The sequence below is a fragment of the Chryseobacterium sp. CH21 genome (genome assembly GCF_004119445.1).
Classification (GTDB): Bacteria; Bacteroidota; Bacteroidia; order Flavobacteriales; family Weeksellaceae; genus Chryseobacterium.
Genome location: NZ_QICI01000002.1, coordinates 1 through 18,549, shown reverse-complemented (window position 1 = coordinate 18,549; position 18,549 = coordinate 1). Strand labels below are relative to the sequence as shown.

The 18,549-nt window shown below is 35.5% G+C and carries 13 protein-coding genes; 8 read left to right on the top strand and 5 right to left on the bottom strand.

All coding sequences use genetic code 11. The features are described from left to right. Positions 1-68: 68 nt before the first annotated feature. Complete coding sequence (locus tag BOQ62_RS00165; protein WP_129036455.1) at positions 69-1,424, bottom strand: lipase family protein; 1,356 nt, start codon at positions 1,422-1,424, stop codon at positions 69-71. Positions 1,425-1,826: 402 nt separating this feature from the next. On the opposite strand from BOQ62_RS00165, the gene BOQ62_RS00160 reads away from it, so the two are divergent. From BOQ62_RS00160 to BOQ62_RS00140, 5 genes are all read left to right on the top strand, one after another. Then, positions 1,827-2,471: a hypothetical protein gene (locus tag BOQ62_RS00160; protein WP_129036454.1), complete on the top strand. Its 645-nt coding sequence runs from the start codon at positions 1,827-1,829 to the stop codon at positions 2,469-2,471. A 78-nt stretch (positions 2,472-2,549) separates the two neighbouring features. After that, positions 2,550-3,641 (top strand): nucleotide-binding protein, encoded by a 1,092-nt coding sequence (locus BOQ62_RS00155; protein ID WP_129036453.1) that lies wholly within the window; start codon positions 2,550-2,552, stop codon positions 3,639-3,641. A 193-nt stretch (positions 3,642-3,834) separates the two neighbouring features. Beyond that, on the top strand, positions 3,835-4,608 hold the full coding sequence (locus BOQ62_RS00150; protein ID WP_129036452.1) for a hypothetical protein: 774 nt from the start codon (positions 3,835-3,837) through the stop codon (positions 4,606-4,608). Between the two features lie 649 nt (positions 4,609-5,257). Continuing rightward, on the top strand, positions 5,258-5,812 hold the full coding sequence (gene frr, locus BOQ62_RS00145) for a ribosome recycling factor (RefSeq protein ID WP_129036451.1): 555 nt from the start codon (positions 5,258-5,260) through the stop codon (positions 5,810-5,812). A gap of 195 nt (positions 5,813-6,007) precedes the next feature. Continuing rightward, entirely contained in the window at positions 6,008-7,069 is a 1,062-nt protein-coding gene (locus tag BOQ62_RS00140) for a 3-oxoacyl-ACP synthase III family protein (RefSeq protein ID WP_129036450.1), read from the top strand. 63 nt (positions 7,070-7,132) lie between these two features. Here BOQ62_RS00140 and BOQ62_RS00135 read toward each other — a convergent pair whose 3' ends face one another. The 4 genes from BOQ62_RS00135 to BOQ62_RS00120 all read right to left on the bottom strand — a co-directional run bounded on the left by BOQ62_RS00135 (position 7,133) and on the right by BOQ62_RS00120 (position 12,921). Next, positions 7,133-7,924 (bottom strand): hypothetical protein, encoded by a 792-nt coding sequence (locus tag BOQ62_RS00135; RefSeq protein ID WP_129036449.1) that lies wholly within the window; start codon positions 7,922-7,924, stop codon positions 7,133-7,135. A gap of 131 nt (positions 7,925-8,055) precedes the next feature. After that, on the bottom strand, positions 8,056-9,513 hold the full coding sequence (locus tag BOQ62_RS00130; RefSeq protein ID WP_129036448.1) for an LptF/LptG family permease: 1,458 nt from the start codon (positions 9,511-9,513) through the stop codon (positions 8,056-8,058). Between the two features lie 110 nt (positions 9,514-9,623). Next, a complete protein-coding gene (locus BOQ62_RS00125) occupies positions 9,624-10,271 on the bottom strand; it encodes a LolA family protein (RefSeq protein ID WP_129036447.1) in 648 nt (215 codons plus the stop codon). A 64-nt stretch (positions 10,272-10,335) separates the two neighbouring features. Next, entirely contained in the window at positions 10,336-12,921 is a 2,586-nt protein-coding gene (locus tag BOQ62_RS00120; RefSeq protein ID WP_129036446.1) for an FtsK/SpoIIIE family DNA translocase, read from the bottom strand. 362 nt (positions 12,922-13,283) lie between these two features. On the opposite strand from BOQ62_RS00120, the gene BOQ62_RS00115 reads away from it, so the two are divergent. The 3 genes from BOQ62_RS00115 to ccsA all read left to right on the top strand — a co-directional run bounded on the left by BOQ62_RS00115 (position 13,284) and on the right by ccsA (position 18,419). Beyond that, positions 13,284-13,922, top strand: a complete 639-nt coding sequence (locus BOQ62_RS00115) for a cysteine hydrolase family protein (RefSeq protein ID WP_129036445.1) — start codon at positions 13,284-13,286, stop codon at positions 13,920-13,922. 378 nt (positions 13,923-14,300) lie between these two features. After that, the gene (locus BOQ62_RS00110; protein WP_129036444.1) at positions 14,301-14,879 is read left to right on the top strand and encodes a Crp/Fnr family transcriptional regulator; all 579 of its coding nucleotides are present in this window, start codon (positions 14,301-14,303) and stop codon (positions 14,877-14,879) included. A 270-nt stretch (positions 14,880-15,149) separates the two neighbouring features. Continuing rightward, entirely contained in the window at positions 15,150-18,419 is a 3,270-nt protein-coding gene (ccsA, locus tag BOQ62_RS00105; RefSeq protein ID WP_129036443.1) for a cytochrome c biogenesis protein CcsA, read from the top strand. Positions 18,420-18,549 lie beyond the last annotated feature (130 nt).

Genomic DNA, 18,549 nt, shown 5'->3' with positions numbered 1-18,549 from the left:
AAAAATATAAACACCTTTCACAATTAGTGTGAAAGGTTTTTTTTTGTTTCTATAATAGTTTTTAATACCTATTGGTCTGCTTCAACATTTTGCGTGGCATTTTCCTTTTCAACCAAAACATAATTGGAAGAAATCCACCCAAGAATCTGATCTATTATTTTCAAAATCATCTCCAGTTCGGTGACAGCAGTGACTCCCGGTACCAGCTTCACAACTGGTTTTGGTAATGGCTGTGGTAAAATAAGACCGTTCACTTGTGGATTAGAACCTTCCGCAGGAATACCATTATACATCCCCACATGCTGTACTGATAGCTGAAGCATATAGTCTTGTAAATTCTCGGGAGGTGTTTTGATGCTAATTGAAGAAGCACTTGAGTGCTGGAGCTGACCTGGCAGCGATTGGTTTTGTATTCTGGTATAATTGGCCCCTGATTTTAAAGAATCATTGATTGCCATTTTCTGTAAAGCGTTTAATAAACCGGCCGTCATAAATGTAGGAGCCTGGCCATAAATGGTTGCAATTTTCCCAAGTTCCGAGACCGGCCATGCATGAGGAACAACGTCCAGATCATTCCAATGCATGGTATTCCAGCTTTGATAAGTACCTGATTGTTGCTGCCATCCTGGTGGCAACGGTGGAAATTTGCTGTTGAACAGATTAGCAAATGCTGTCTCCCCTGGTGTTGGTCCGGCTGTAGGATATACAAGCGTTACCCCGAAAGCATTTAGATCTTTATTCTCTTTAAGATAAAGAGCAAGGGTAGGAGATAGTGCTCCGGCAAGGCTGTGTCCGCAAAATACGATGGCTGTACCTGGGTCTGGGTTTAAACCAGCAAGAAACTGCTGAAGTGTAGTATTGGGTGAAGCAGCATTATTCGGGCTTATCAATCCCAGAAGTATACCCACACCTGTAGCTGTTCCTTTTGAAATATAGGGATCAGTACCATTATAAGATGATGGAGAGAAATTGGAAGGATTGTACGTTGTCCAGTTTACGACTTCTGCAACTGAGAAATCTTCTGTTTCCCAATCGTAGAGTGAGGAAGGGTTGGTAGCAGCAATAGCCACGACATAAGTAGGCAATGTAGGACCTCCCGGAAATGCGACAGCGTCACATTTAGCTACATATAAAGCATTGTCGGCAACCCCGGTAGGCTTACCTTTTTCGTCAGTCTCTTCAATGAGCGCTGGCCCCCAAACAAGATCCCAGTTTCCTAACACCGGAGTAACTGAAGGATCAGCTGTTGAAGGTGTTTTCTGACCCATTATTTTAACTGGGGGAACATTGTTAAAATAAAAAGATAAATCATACTGAAGCTGTTGCTGTAGCTGGATACCAAAACCGTTGTAGCCTCCGGCTCGGTTGGCAAGACCTGCCATACCAAATACTTGTTGATAGGCGTCTAAAGATGGATTTGTCATGATGTGATTGGTTTAAATGAGTTTTAAATTTTCAATGAATAAGAAATGTCTTCGCTAAGACTTTCCCGTTTATTATACCTAGCATGCTATTTAAAAAAATCTGCTAAAGTTTCGTTTAAAAGAATAGAGTAAAGGAAGCTATTAAAAATGATATCACACTAAGTAGAAATAACCAAAATGTAGGATAGGTATTTGTACCTGAAGCTTTTTTATGCGTTAAAAACAATGTTCTTTTTTTCAAAGAGGAGATAAGTACACAAATTCATACATGGAAATAACTATTATTTGAAAACAATCCCGGTAAAGTATGTTCTATTTCTTTGAAGAAAACAAATATAAATGTATGGTATTTTGCAGATTCAATAATTTTTCTATCTTTGGGACTTAACTAAACTAATAACTATGAAAAAATTACTTCTGCTGGCAAGCAGTGTGTTGCTATTTTCTTGTTCAACAAATGAAGAAATAGAGAAACACGAAAAATCTACACTTTCTGAAGCAAAACTTCAAGCTTTTAAAAAAGGTTCCGAAAAAGGTTCATCTGGTGATCCGATTACTTTTAAGTGTGGTTCAAGCAGCTACGTTAATCCTATCAATGTTAATCCAAATTATCCGTACATCAATAACTACGAGGTACTATATAAGGAAGGAACTCCAATGTGGGGGAGAAACCAAATATACCTTGACAAATTTGTTGCGCAGGCTTTATTTCCCTCTATAAATGGTCCCTTTCTAGGCGGTCCTACAATTTATTATGGATATAATGCATACGGTGATTTCCTGAGTGATCCTACCCCTTATGATAATACTGCTGAGTATGGGTATGGGCAAGACGCTGATAATGCGTCATACTACGGAGATATTTTCCCTTACAATCAAGGGATGACAAATGATGCAGCCAATACAGTGTATCATCATTTTAAAACTTATATTGACCAATGGACATCTCAAGGTAAACATGTAGTAGCAGTACACATCTTTACTGAAAGCTATCTTTGTATACCTGCCGCAAAAGGCATAAGAATAAGACTGAAATTTAGTAATTAAATATCTTCTTACTGTAATAGTAATCATAGCCTTCTCTTTGAGAGGGCTTTTTGTTATATTTGTGGAAACTCAAATTAAATGAAACCAAAAATATTCATTGGATCCTCTGTAGAATCTTTGGAGGTAGCTCATAATATTCAAGAGTTATTGGAACATGAAGCGAATTCGACAGTTTGGACACAAGGTATTTTCGAGCTATCAAATACGGCTCTAGAAGATTTAATTAAAGCATTAGATAGCTTTGATTATGCCATATTCATATTTAAACCAGAGGATGTTTCTACTATTAGAGACAAAAACTATAATACGGTTAGAGATAACGTTATTTTTGAACTAGGTCTTTTTATTGGAAAATTAGGAAAAGATAGAGTTTTCTTTGTAGCCCCAAAAAATTCTAAAGATTTTCATTTGCCTAGTGATTTAGCTGGAATTACTTATGGAACTTATAATTCAGAAAGAGAAGACGAGAATATATTAGCAGCATTAGGTCCGTTTTGCAATCAAATTAGGCGTAAAATTAAAGACTTTGCCTACAATAATTTAAACGGTTTTGAAAATGAAAATAGTCAAATTAAGGATATTGTTCTTTCAAAAAATGACCTTTGGGAATATAGGTTGACTGCAGAATTGTTGAAGGACCGATTGAAAGAAATTAATAAAGATTATTTAAAACTCGAGAACAATCTGTATTTTAAAAAATCTTCTAGTCTAGGTTCGAGAGAATATACAACCTTCATGGTCGAAAGATTCGCAGATTATTCTAAACTATTACAAATATTCCTTCATACTTTCAATGTTGATTTAATAGCTGCATTAGGAGAGCACGGAGTTGTGGGGGATTCGCAAGCTATAAAGGCAAGTATAGAAAAAATTCGAGAGGTATGTGCTCATCTATTTGAGTGGGAAGCTGACTTTCAATCAGTTTTTCCACCTAATGGAGAAGGAATGGAAATGATTCCTGTATACCTCAAGGGATGGACGAAAATCATTTTTGATAAAATGAATCAGTTTCCTGATTTGATATATAGCAAGATAAGTCCGGAAGCACTTGAAGAAAACAATAATGTAATTGATTTAACATTTAATTTAGATGACTTACCAAACAGTAAAGAATTAATTGATCTCATGGAGCAACTTACTGAAAAATTACAAAATGGTTACAATATTTAAATTAATAAGCCTCCGATTAAGGGTTTAATTTTTTTAATAGGAAAACAATAAATGCTATAATCAAACAAAATGCAATTATTCTATATGTAAATATTGAAATACATCCATTAATTTCTCGTTGTTTCATGGCTTAAAATTAACTCATTTTCTATAGCTAGGAAATAGTTTAATATATTTGCCAAAACTAAATAATATGAAAGAAAAATTAGAACAACTATTGGGTTTGATTAAAATAAATATACTACTTATTTTAACATCGTCAATATTGTTCACCTTTATTGCACCATTAATTTTTACGCTTAAACTTGACCTAATTGATTTCACTGAAACGGGACAGATTGGAGATACGATAGGTGGTATTACTGCTCCTTTTATTAATGTATTAAATGCAATACTCATTTATATAGCATTCACGGAACAGCTTAAAGCTAATAATCTTCTAAAAGAACAAATTGACGGTGAAGATAGAAAGGAGCAAGGTAGATTGCAAAATATTGAAACATTAATAAAATTTGATATAATTCACAATATAGTTCCAAATCTACAATCTCTAAAAGCAGAAATTGAGCAATTTTTTATAAACCGTGAAACAGGAATGTTAGGTACATACAGCACCTTTCCAGAGCTTAATGATGAAATCTTTGTTAATTTAAATCATTCAGATCTACTTAAAATTTTTGGGAATAGATTTAAATATGTTACTCAAATCTATTTATATGTGAACTATATTAAGAGTCTAACCCCTCTTAATATTTCGCATAAATATCCAACCGATAGAAATAGCTTGGCATTAATAAGACTAAATGAGCAACAGTACAATGCTTTAAAATCAAGGCATATTGAGAAAATAAACTTGGAATTAACAAATATCAAAAACAGAACAATCGATGCCTGCCTTACAAATTGTTACAGGATCATAGATACAAATGAAAATATCTTTACTGAAATGGAAGAGATCTATTATTAATACAATCCCGCAACATTATTGTTCACTAGTTTTTGTTGGGCACAATGTACAGATATCTAATTGTAATGAATGTTTATAGAAATTTATTATATTCATCCATATTATGCATCACATTATATTTCTTTCAGAGATCTTTTTTGTCATTCGTTATAAGATTTTTATACTTCATGTTGCTCAATTTGACTTAAGAATTTTTCTGTGTCCGCTTTTGGCTAGAGCTGAGGAATATTTGTAAACAAAATTCCATTTTTAGGAGATACACCCGTGATTGTTTTTTTCGAGATTAAACATTAAATAACGAATTAAAATATGCACAGAAATATTTGAGGATTTAATTTTGTATTGAAAGGGTAGAAATCACCTCCCTAATTAATCACCTTAAATCTGCTATGAACAAACCCAGAAACAAGTAACGACTGGTAATACAATAATTTTGTATAGTATCATATTCAAAAATATCAACGTTTTCATAAAATACAGAATGCAGTCTTACCAAAATATGGAAATAATCATTATTTTTGCAGCACTGAATAGTAAAAAATAATTTAAAATAGTAAGAAAACACTGATGTCTACAGTGTTTTTAGGATTAATTGATTGATATTCAGTGCGATTAATAGATGTGTAATTTATCAAACTTTAATATAATAATGGAAGAATTAGATCTTATATTAGAATCTGTAAAACAAGACATGGATGCGGCTGTAAAGCACTTGGATCATGCATTTCAAAGAATTAGAGCAGGACGTGCTTCTACGGCAATGGTTCAGGATGTAATGGTAGAATATTATGGAGCAATGACTCCTATCAACCAGGTTGCGAATGTTTCTGTTCCGGATGCAATGACAATCTCTATTCAACCTTGGGACAGAACGGCCATCAATGCGATTGAAAAAGCAATTATCAATTCTAACTTAGGCTTTGCACCTTCTAACAACGGAGAAAATATTATCCTTAATGTTCCGCCTTTAACAGAGGAAAGAAGAAAGGAACTTGCAAAGCAGGCTAAAGTAGAATCTGAAAACACTAAAGTAACGGTAAGAAACGCAAGACAGGATGGTTTGAAAGAGCTTAAAAAGCTGGACGGAGTTTCTGAAGATGTTGTAAAAGGAGTGGAAGAAGAAATCCAGACGTATACAGATAAATATGTTAAGCTTTGCGACGAGCATCTTAAAACAAAAGAAGCTGAAATTATGAAAGTATAATTTTCAGTTTTTGAAAAATATAGAAGAGGTTTCTTTTGGGAAACCTCTTTTTTTGTGATTTTTACTGTTATATTTCAATTTTTACAATGCAATACATTCTTATTCCATACTATAATGTTAAGTATTTACGTTCATTCATTATATTTAATGAATTATTCCTGACGTTTAATTAAAAAACAGGAAACAGATACTATAATGATGACAAAAATAATCGGGGTAGGAAACTATATCCCATCGGAAACAATAACCAATTTATTTTTTGATAAACATATTTTTCTTAATGAACAAGGTGTATTATTGAAGGGCGATAATGCTTCCATTACAGATAAGTTAAAAAAGATTACAGGGATTGAAGAGAGGAGATATGCTCACAGTACAGAAGTTACTTCAGATCTTGGGCTTATTGCAGCCCGTTCAGCTATTGAGGATGCCGGTATAGATCCGGAAACATTAGACTATATTATATTTGCCCATAATTTCGGGGATGTCCGGTTTGGGACGGTTCAGTCTGATGCGGTACCCAGCCTTGCTGCCAGAGTAAAACATGTATTAGGAATCAAAAATAATTTCTGTGTTGCCTATGATGTTCTTTTCGGATGCCCCGGATGGATTGAAGGTGTGATACAGGCTAATGCGTTTATTAAATCGGGGATTGCAAAAAGATGTCTGGTGATTGGAGGAGAAACTCTTTCCCGTGTGGTGGATATTCATGACAGGGATAGTATGATCTATGCTGATGGTGCTGGAGCAGCCGTATTGGAGGTGAATAATGATGATGATTCAGGAATTAAGTCTCATTTGTCAGCTTCTTATACATTTGAGGAAAAAGATTACCTGTATTTTGGAAAGTCCTATAACAATGAAGGATGCCAGGATACAAGATACATCAAAATGGATGGCAGGAAGATCTACGAATTTGCTTTGGTGAACGTTCCTGATGCCATGAAAAGATGTCTGGATAGCAGTGGGTATTCTATTGATCAACTGAATAAAATTATCATTCATCAGGCTAATGAAAAAATGGATGAGGCTATCGTTAACAGATTTTATCAGCTGTATAATATGCCAACTCCCGAAAATATAATGCCTATGGTTATTCATAAGCTGGGAAACAGCAGTGTAGCTACAATTCCGTCTTTGCTGACGATGATTTTAAAGGATGAACTTGAACATCATAAGATTAAGAAGAATGATATTGTTCTGTTTGCATCTGTAGGTGCCGGAATGAATATCAATGCTTTTGTTTATAAATTTTAGAGTTGTAAATAAGAATTAAAAATAAAAAAGAGGTTTCCAGTTGGGAACCTCTTTTTGTGTATTTTATTTACAATTCTCATTGTAATCATAGACCACTTCATTGATGATCGAAAGTTTATCTACTGTGGCATTGCTGATTTCATCTCTGATAAATTTCCCAAAACCGGATCTTTTCTTTTCTTCATTTTTAAGAGATCCATATTCTCCTTTTGCAATTTTTGCTTTTACATAAGGACAGTCTGCAAGGATAATTTTTGCTTTTGCCGGAGTCAATTCTTCTACTTTTCCTCCTTTTTTAGAAAAAATATAATTTGGAGTTTCTCTTAATCTGTCTGTTTCCGCCTGAGAAATAGCCTGTGTACTATTAGCTGAAAGAGCAGTAGGATAGCCATAAAGTTTATAAACAGTTATTTTTCCTTCGACTACTACTTCTGCAAACTGTTCTGTTCTTGAAAGATTGTTAATTGCCTTAAAACCTGCTGCCAATCCTGTTGAACTTTCAGAGCTGTTCAAAGCTTCTCTCATATTGGAGTATTTTACAGATTTAAAAACCCGGGGTGTGTCCCCTTCATACAGCATATATTCTTTGATATCATCTGTGTCGTAAGTTGTAAATTTGATTCTCTTCTTTGTTTTATCAATATCAGCAATCGCTGCAAACCTTACTTTTAACTGATTCTGCCATGGGCTGGAAAAACCTCCATGCAGCTGTAAAACGCCTTCTATTTTCTTTCCAGCCTTGTTGATGATGTATCCGTATTTATCATTATTGTAGACTCCAATGTCCTCTTGCTCCTGAGCATAGATATTAAATGAAGCTAGCCCGAACAGGCCAATAAGTAGTAATTTCTTCATGGTTTTGTTTTAAATTTCAGCAAATATAATTTTTTAAATCCAAAATAATATAAAACAGAAAATTTTAAAAGTTGTCCATCAAAAAGCTCCGAATTTCTCCGGAGCTTTTGGTTTTTATTTTAAGATCAGAATTATTGATACCTCTGATGTTCTTTACTTTTTGTAAACCTTTTGGTGATGGGTTTGAACAAGGCTTTGTATTTTTCAGCATCAAACAATTGCGAATCCGTAAGTGCTTTATAGGTCATCCAAACTCCGAACGGAAGAAGAATCAGGTTAGGAAGCCATGCCGCAAGATAAGGGTTCATTTTTCCACTCCATGAAAGGTTTTCTACTCCAACATTCATGACATAAAAGACAATGAAGATAACAATGGCAATGATTACTGGAAGTCCCATTCCTCCTTTTCTGATAATAGAACCTAAACTGGCTCCAATCAGGAAAAAGATAATACAGGTCACTGAATAAGCTACAATTCTCTGCTGGTAAATAACCACTTTGCTGAAGTATTTTACATTAGAGCTGTATTCGTTCTTTTTAGAGTCTAAAGTAGATTTAAGGTTATCTAGCCTGTTGTAGGAGTTGTAAATGATTTCCAGTTTTTTGTCCCCTTTTACCGTATCCAGTTTTATCTGGGTTTTAGCAGCTACTTTATGTTTGTTGCCTTTATCCATATAACTAACAACGGAGTTGGTCTGATTAAGAACTTCAGATCCGATATTATCAAAGAACTGCTTATTGTCTTTTTTACTTTTGCTGACTGTTTCGTTAAGCTGATTATACGTCTGGAAACGGTAGTCATCTGTAATCTGTTCTTTTTCGATCGCTTTGTTAATGATTTCACTGATGTCGAAGTGAGAAACCAATGTATCAAACTTAATGGCCTGATCGGGTTGTTTTTGTCTCACATTGTCCCCTTTTCCTGCGAAAGCATCTTCAAATACATATCCATTATACAGTACAAGTTTCAGGAAATTCTTATTCACAGCCGGAACAAATTTTCCTTTTTCTGCTACTACAGACTGCTGATTCTCATAAGCATTAGCTTTTTTGTGTACAAAAACCCCTTCAATATTTTCCCCGTTTTCCCCATATATTTTATCAAACTTCACCATATAACCCGGGATCTGGTCAATAAACTGTCCCGGAGTAAAGTTGATTGCCGGTTTCGTCTGGGCAATATTGAAAAGCATGTTCTTGGCTTTCTTTTGAAAATCAGGAATAATATTATTGGAAAAGAAAAACAGCATGATCGCCAGTGCCGTTGAAATTCCCAATAGGGGAGTCATGACTCTCGTCAAAGGAATCCCCGCTGCTTTCATTGCTGCAAGCTCATAGCGTTCCCCAAATTCCCCGAACGACATGATGCTCGCCAAGAGAATTGTAAGCGGAAGAACCATACTGATGACGTTTACCCCCAGATAAAAAAGAAGTTTGAGGATTTGCCAGTAGCTTAATCCTTTTCCCATAAACTGTCCTAACTGAACCCAGATAATGTTTACAATAAAAATGAAAAACAATACGCTGAATATAAAGAAAAACGGTCCAAAGAAGGTTTTTATGATATATCGGTCTAGTATTTTTAACATGCGCCAAAATTAATCAAAAAGCCACAAAGTTTACTTGTGGCTTTTTATATTTTGTTATTTTTTTAACTTAAAAAGCAAATTTGCTGAGTTGCGAATTCACTTTCAGCTTTTTAAAGTTCTGTAATGACGTAGTTTTTAAACTTATTCTTGTCAAAAACAAACATATTTGGATCCAGTTCCTGGTTTTCTTTGTATTCTTTAATGGCAATTACGGCAACATCTTTGTTGTTTCCGTGCTGTTCCAGTTTTACCATTTGTTTTTTCGCAGAATCTACGAAAAGATACACAAACTGTATTCCGTTTGCTTTTACGGGAGTAAGCTTAATAAAGTCAGCATTCACACCATTTACCATTTTCTTACCGTTATACGTTACATTGTAATCGTTTCTGTAGGTGGTAAGGTAGTTGATAGGGGAGAACATGGTACTGCTTCCGTTAGGCTTAGCAATGGTTACTTCCATATCATCAGCATTGATGTTGTAAATCTTGCTTCCGTCAAAGATCTGTTCTGTATCCATGATCTTTAGCTTGTACTTTTCTCCGGCAGCATAATAAATACCTGGTTCGGTTTTTGTCACCTGTCCGTTAAGGCCGCTTCCAAAAGAAAATTTGAAGTAAGAATTCTTTTTAGAATTGTAGTTGGCTGTAATATCATCCAATATCTTTTTAGCTTTAGCATCAATCTTCTGAGCATTCGCCATACCTACTGCACTTACAACAAAACTTCCTAATATAACTTTTGAAATAATATTTTTCATTTTTTAATTTAATAATCTTTAGACATTTTCAATTTTAAAAAGGTTAAATCATTCAATTTTTCCTCTAGTTACGCAGATCTTCCAAAAACTGTTCCAAAGAATGAAGGTCGCTGATAATGACTTCTCTTGCTTTAGCTCCGTTGAAACCTCCTACAATACCGCTAGCTTCAAGCTGATCCATAATTCTTCCGGCTCTGTTATATCCCAACTTCAATTGTCTCTGAAGCATTGATGTGGAACCCTGCTGAGTAGAAACGATGATTCTTGCAGCTTCTTCAAATAAAGCATCCTTTTCGTTCGGATCAAAAGCGCCCACTGTACTCGTAGAATCTTCAGAAACATATTCAGGAAGTAAGAATGCTGATGCATATCCTTTTTGTTCTCCAATGAACTCTGCCAATCTTTCTACTTCCGGAGTATCTACGAAAGCACACTGAAGTCTTAAGATCTCATTTCCGTTGAAATAAAGCATATCTCCTTTACCGATCAGCTGATCTGCACCCGGAGAATCCAGAATCGTTCTTGAGTCTACACTCGAGATTACTCTGAAGGCTGCTCTTGCAGGGAAGTTAGCTTTAATCATCCCTGTAATTACATTTACAGAAGGTCTCTGTGTTGCTACAATTAGGTGGATTCCTACGGCTCTTGCAAGCTGTGCAAGTCTGGCAATTGGCAACTCAACCTCTTTTCCTGCGGTCATGATCAAGTCCGCAAACTCATCTACTACCAATACGATATAAGGTAAGAAACGGTGTCCGTTTTCAGGATTTAATTTTCTTTCAGCAAATTTCTTGTTATATTCCTTTAAGTTTTTACAGAAAGCATTTTTAAGAAGATCATATCGGGTATCCATCTCAATACACAGAGAGTTCAGGGTATTGATTACTTTATTGGTATCTGTGATGATGGCTTCATCTGCGTCCGGAAGTTTTGCCAGATAATGTCTTTCAATTTTTGAATATAATGAAAGCTCTACCTTTTTAGGGTCTACCATCACGAATTTCAATTCGCTTGGATGCTTCTTGTAGAGTAGGGAAGTAAGGATAGCATTAATCCCAACAGATTTACCCTGACCTGTTGCTCCCGCCATCAGCAAGTGTGGCATTTTTGAAAGGTCAGCCATGAAGACTTCGTTAGAAATGGTCTTTCCAAAAACTACCGGAAGATCCATATCCGTATTCTGGAATTTCTGAGAAGCAATCACAGAACGCATAGAAACCATGGTAGGATTTTTTCTTGGTACCTCAATACCAATTGTCCCTTTCCCTGGCATTGGAGCAATAATTCTGATTCCTAATGCAGAAAGGTTCAATGCAATATCATCCTGAAGTTTTTTAATCGCTGCTACTCGGATTCCCGCTTCCGGAACAATCTCGTATAAAGTTACTGTAGGACCGATTGTGGCTTTGATTTCTGCAATTCCTACGTTGAAGTTCTTCAGAAGTCCAACAATTTTATTTTTATTCTCTTCTAATTCTTCTTTGTTGATAGAGATTTCTTCACTTCCGTAGTCTTTCAGCAATTCTACTGGTGGCATTTGGAATTTAGCCAGATCAAGCTTGTGATCATACAAACCATGTTTTTCTACCAGTTCCTGCGATTGTTTCTCAGAATCGTCCAGAATATCAATAACAGGTGCTACTTCCACCTTAAATTTAATGTCATCCTGCGTTGGTGCTGGTGCAGTGGCTACACCCGAAGAAGGTGCGGATGGTCTGATATCAAAAGCTTCTTCAGGGCTGGAAACCGGAATAGTTGGTTTTGAAGAAAGATTTAAATTTACTGATTGAGAAACCTCTCTTGGTTCTGCTTCAAAAGAAGTATGGTTGGGAGTAGTAATCGTTTCTATATCGGCAGAAACCGGAACTTCGGGAAAGCCTTTCGGAACACTTACCGGTTCTGGTTCTCTTACTGTATTGATTGGAGTATTTGGAGAATGATTGCTAATATCACTTACCGTAACTCGGGATGCTGTTTCTTCTTCTGCTTCCTCTGCTTCTTCCTTCAATTCTTCATCTGCCTCGAAATCATCATTAGAATCAGGCATCATAGATTTTACTTTTCCAATGGTATTTTCATTGATCTTGTCCAGTTTAGACTTGATTGAACTTGGACGAAGATTGAATTCAAGAATAAAATATAAAAGAATACTCGCCGCTAAAACGGTCCATAAACCTACTGCTCCAATAATAGAATTAAGATAGTCCATAATCTGGTAGCCGTAAACTCCGCCTAAAACACCTTGTCCTTTAGTAAGTGCTCCCATAAAAATAGGAAGCCAGCAAATGAAAAATAAAGAGTGTCCGATGGTTTTCCAAGGTTTGAATATTTTCTTCTTAAGAATCAGTGTACCCACTACCATAAATAAAAAGGCAATAATAAATGAAGCAATACCAATACTTTCAAATATGAAAATATTGCCCAGCCAATCACCTATCTTACCAAAGATATTTGAAGATTTTATAGTCTTGTCCAGCATAGTTCCTGCCTGGCTTTGATCTGCTTTCCAGTTCATTAAATAGGAAATGAATGAAAGTGCCATGACAGCCGAGAAAAGGATAAGAGTAAGCCCGAAAAAAATACGGGGCTTAGATAAAATTCTGCCTTTTTCAGGCATTTCAGTCGGTTTTTTTTGTGTCTTTTTGTCCATAATATCAATGTCACAAATTTAATGTTTTTTCAACACTAAAAGAAGCTTTTTTCTCCAAAAAATATTTTGGAAATCCCGCTTTTTACAACGATTATTTAATTTTTGATTAAAAAATATTTTCAGCAATTATGAGATAAAATTAGGTGTTCATTTTTGTTTATCCAAATCTGATACCGTTACATTATATTTTCGATTGCGTCTTTAATATTTCTAAAAAAAGATAATAAAATTTCTTATTTAAATCTATATAAATGAAAAAAAATAATAATATTAAAAATTATAATGTATAAATAGTATTTTTTGAACTAGTTCAAAGGTCAGGAATTGAAGCCTCTGTAATTTTGTCCTATAAAAATTTACGTATGGAAAATACTTTTAAAACAGTTCTGACCCTTGGTCTGATATTGATTTCACTGATTACAATGAACGCAAAACAAAAACAAAAAATGGAAAACACCACATTATTAATTATTGACGTACAAAACGATTACTTTCTGGGAGGGAAAATGGAACTGGAAAAAGCTGAGCAGGCTGGTGAAAATGCAAGAAAAGTGTTGGGATATTTCAGAAAAAATAGGCTTCCTGTTATTCATATCCAGCATATTTCTACCAATGAAGGGGCTGCTTTTTTCCTGCCGAATACAGAGGGTGCTAAAATTAACAGTTTAGTTTCACCACGAGAGGACGAGAAAATAATCATTAAACATTTTCCAAACAGCTTCAGGGAGACTGATCTTTTGAGCTATCTCCAGTCAAAGAAAATCAAAAACCTTGTGATTACAGGAATGATGACGGATGTTTGTGTAGAAGCAACTACAAGAGCTGCCTTTGATTTTGGTTTTCACAATACAATCATCGGAGATGCTACGGCAACCAGAAACCGTGAACTGAATGGGGAAGTGGTAAAGTCAGCAGAGGTTCAAAAGTCCTTTTTGGCAGGAATATCTGCTCTTGGAAATCTCTATGCCAACGTATTAAATACTAATGGATTTTTAAAATAAGACTATTTTGAACATGGAAAGGCACAAAGATTTTTAAGATAAGATTTTTGGAATCATCTAAAAGTCTTTTCCATTTGTTAAAGAATGGAAATAAAAGGCTATTGTAAAACGCTAAGGCGCTAAGAATCTTTAGAATATCAGGTGTTTTTAAGACGCAAAGATTTTATCTGCGATAAAATTTAAAACAGGTCATCTTGCTGAAAATCTTCGATTTTCTTGCGTCTTAAAATGAACAATATGTATGATAAAACTTTGCGCCTTAGCGTTTACCCAACAAAAACTAGAGTTCTATTGCTTAAATACAGAAATAACTTAACATAACTTAATTCTGTAAGGCTGTCAATAATTTTGATACCTTTATTTTGCTTAAATAAACCCATGTCCGATTTACTTTTTAAAAATATTAATCAATACATCAACCTTTCAGAAGAGGACTTTCAACAGTTTGTAAAACCTTTTGAACTCAAATCGTTTAAAAAGAAAGATGTTGTGCTTAAAGAAGGAGAATATTGTCTTTTTGAAGGATTCGTTCTTAATGGCTGTTTTAAAATTTATTATTTAAACGAAAGCGGGTTTGAGCAGACTTTATATTTTGCAGTGGAAGGGTGGTGGATTACAGATATAGACAGTCTTATCAATAATGTTCCCGGTATTCTGAATATCGAAGCCCTTGAAGACAGTGAAGTATTGATGATTCATAAAAAAGATAAAGAAAATCTATATGAATCAATGCCTCAGATAGAGAAACTTTTCAGAATTATGAATCAGAAATCTTCGGTAGCATTGCAAAGAAGGATTCTTTCTTTGACGGGTAAAACAGCAGATAAACGATATTTGGAATTTCTTGAAAAATATCCGGGACTGGAACAAAGGATCACTCAACAACAGGTAGCTTCCTATTTGGGAATTACCCATGAATTTTTAAGTAAAATAAGAAAGAAGCTATTGATTGGGTGATTAAGTTGGTTCTTGTCTTGTGGTTTATAGTTGTAAGTTGTTGTTTTATAGAATTTTATTTCGTTTGTAGATAGAAGAGTTCAATCACTGGAATAGTTTTTATAAATCTATATTGTTTCGATTTTAAAAATTGAATTTTTCCTAATGTTTTCGGGCTTATTAAGAACGTTTCAAAATAAGCAAAACCGAGGCCAAAGTGATAAAAAACAGCTTTTTTTAAGCTCTTTGTGGTTTATCATGCTTATTTTTGCATGTCAAGTACAATAAATCATGAAGAAGCTCCAAGATATTCTTATCTCAACCAGGACAATGGCTGTATTGCTGCTGGTTTACGCATTTGCGATGGCTTATGCAACGTTCTTAGAAAACGACTACGGAACTCCTACAGCAAAAGCATTAATTTATGAGGCTAAATGGTTCGAACTGATCATGGTCTTACTGATTCTTAATTTCATAGGAAATATCGGAAGATACAGACTATGGAAAAAAGACAAGTGGCCGGTTCTTGTTTTTCACCTTGCCTTTATTTTTATTTTTATCGGTGGTGCTATCACAAGATACATCAGTTTTGAAGGAACAATGCACATCAGAGAAGGTGAAACTTCAAACGAAATCGTAACGGATAAAAATTTCTTTAAAATTCAGGTTGAAGAAAAAGGAGACGTTCTTAATTATCAGGATGTTCCTTATCTGATGTCTCCATTACACAAAGATTTCAAAGCAACTTATGACTTCCACGGAAAAGAAGTGAAAGTGTTTGCCAAGGAATACATTCAAAGAAAAAAAGACAGCCTTGTAGCTGAGCCAAACGGTGCAGAATATCTTCACCTGGTTTCTACCGGAAATACAGGAAGACAAAATATTTACATCAAACCGGGAGAGACAAAATCGATCAACGGAACTTTGGTGACATTCAACAGAGCGATTGAAGGAGCTGTTGAATTCAAAAATGAAGGCGGAAAATTATTCATCAAAACTCCTGTAGATGCCAACTATATGACGATGGCAACTCAGGCAACAGGAACTACAGTGAAAGATGAGTTCCAGCCTTTGGCATTAAGAAGTCTATATACAATCAACGAACTGAAGCTTGTAGTTCCTGAAGGTCTTAAAAAAGGAAGACTGATGGCTATTGAAGGCGACAGAAAGAAAGATGCCAATGTTCCTGATATGCTTCAGATTGAGCTTCAGGGGCCAAAAACAAAACAGATTGTAGATCTTTCTGTTGAAAAAGGAAACCCGAATGCGTACAAACAGGTTACGATGGATGGTTTAAACATCATGGTAGGATTCGGTCCTAAAGTATACAATACGCCTTTCGCACTGAAACTGGATGACTTCGTAATGGAAACGTATCCGGGGAGTTCATCTCCAAGTGCCTATGAAAGCCATGTGAAAATCATTGATGAAGGTAAAGAAACTCCTTATAAAATCTATATGAACCACGTTCTAAATCATGGTGGATACCGTTTCTTCCAGTCAAGCTTTGATCCGGACAGAATGGGAACAGTACTTTCTGTAAACCACGATTACTGGGGAACTTTGATTTCTTATATCGGATATACCCTTTTATTCTTAGGGATGTTTGTGATTTTCTTCTGGAAAGGAACTCACTTCTGGAAACTGAACAAGATGCTGACTGATGTCAACAAAAAGAAAGCTGCGGCAGTTCTTTTAGTATTCTTAAGCTTAGGGTTAAATGCTCAGAAAATTGAGACTCACGGAACCACTGACGGAAGCAGAGAACATATTCATGTGGAAGGAGATAATCATTCTCACGCTCCGGCTCCATCTGCCCAGCCGCTTGATGGTGCTGCTCCAAAACAAAACTCTCTGGCTACACCAATGGGTAAAATGAGATCTATTTCTCCGGATGAAATTATTGCTAGAAACAAAATCAGCAAAGAGCATGCGGACAAATTCGGATACCTTTTGGTGCAAAGTTTTGAGGGAAGAATTGTTCCTATCAATACAGAAGCATTAGATGTTTTAAGAAAACTATACAAAAAAGACGAATTCAAAGGAACAGACGGAAAGTCTCTTACAGCTAACCAATGGTTTCTTTCAATCAATACAGACACACCAAGCTGGACAATGGTTCCCATGATCAAAGTGGGACCTAAAGGGGGTGATGAACTGAAAAATAAAACAAAGGCAGATGAAGATGGTTATACTTCACTGATGAACCTTTTCCCGGCAGATGCTAACGGAAACTTGAATTATATTCTTGAGCATGATTACAACACAGCATTCCGTAAAAAACCGGCTGAACAAACGAATTATGATAAAGAAGTAATTGCTGTAAACGAAAGAGTACAGATCTTCAATGAGTTCTTCAGTGGCCAGTTTATGAGAATTGTTCCGGTGAAAAATGATGCCAATCATACATGGCATTCATGGTTAGACCAGAAATTTGAACCGGATATGGAATCTCAGCAGGTAATGGGACCTTATTTTGCAGAAGCACTTACGGCACAGAAAACAGGTGACTGGAGCAAAGCAGATGCAGAATTGGCGAAGCTTTCAGAATATCAGCAGAAATGGGGTAAAGCGGTTGTTCCTGCTAAATCTAAAGTAGATCTTGAAGTATTTATGAACAAAGCGGATATCAACTTCAAATTGTTGATCTTCTATACGCTTGTTGGCGGTCTTCTTCTGATCTTAGGTTTTGTTGAGCTGTTCAAATCAAATAAACTATTAAACAAAATAATTAAGGCAATTATCGCGGTTGGTTTAGTTGGATATCTATTACATTTCTTAGGACTTGTTGCAAGATGGTATATTTCAGGACACGCTCCTTGGAGTAACGGTTATGAAGCCATTATCTTTATCTCTTGGGTAGGTATTACGGCAGGTTTATTATTATATAGAAATTCAAATGCATTAATTCCTGCAGCCGGATTTATGGTGGCAGTTATTATGATGGGATTTGCTCACGGAGGTTCAGCGCTTGATCCGCAGATTACGCCGCTGGTTCCTGTATTGAAATCTTACTGGTTAATTGTTCACGTTGCCATTATTACCTCCAGTTACGGATTCTTCGCCCTGTCGATGATCATTGCTGTGATTTCACTGGTATTCTATATTATCTCCAACAAAGAAACGTATAGCATTCACCACGATACTACATTAAAGGAATTGGTAATTGTTTCTGAAATGTCACTAACGATCGGATTGTTTGCACTAACAGTAGGGAACTTCTTAGGAGGTATCTGGGCTAATGAATCTTGGGGAAGATACTGGAGCTGGGACCCGAAAGAGACTTGGGCTTTCATTTCTATCATGGTCTATGCATTTGTACTGCACATGAGATTAGTACCAGGATTGAGAAGCAGATGGGCATTCCATGTAGCAACAATGTTTGCATTCTGTTCAATGGTAATGACATACTTTGGAGTAAATTATTACTTAAGCGGACTTCATTCTTATGCAGCGGGAGATCCGGTACCAGTACCAGCTTGGGTATATATCGGAGTAGGTACAATGATCCTTTTGTCAGCGGTATCTTATTTCAAGTTTAAAACTCTAACAAAGAAATAGACTTTTGTCCCTATAAATTAAAATCCTGGAAATTGGACTGCCCCCAAAAAGTTAGACGCTTTTTAGGGGCATTTTTTATGTATAGAAAAGAAAAATTTAGCATTGCTTTCAAATTAGAATGCATTGAACT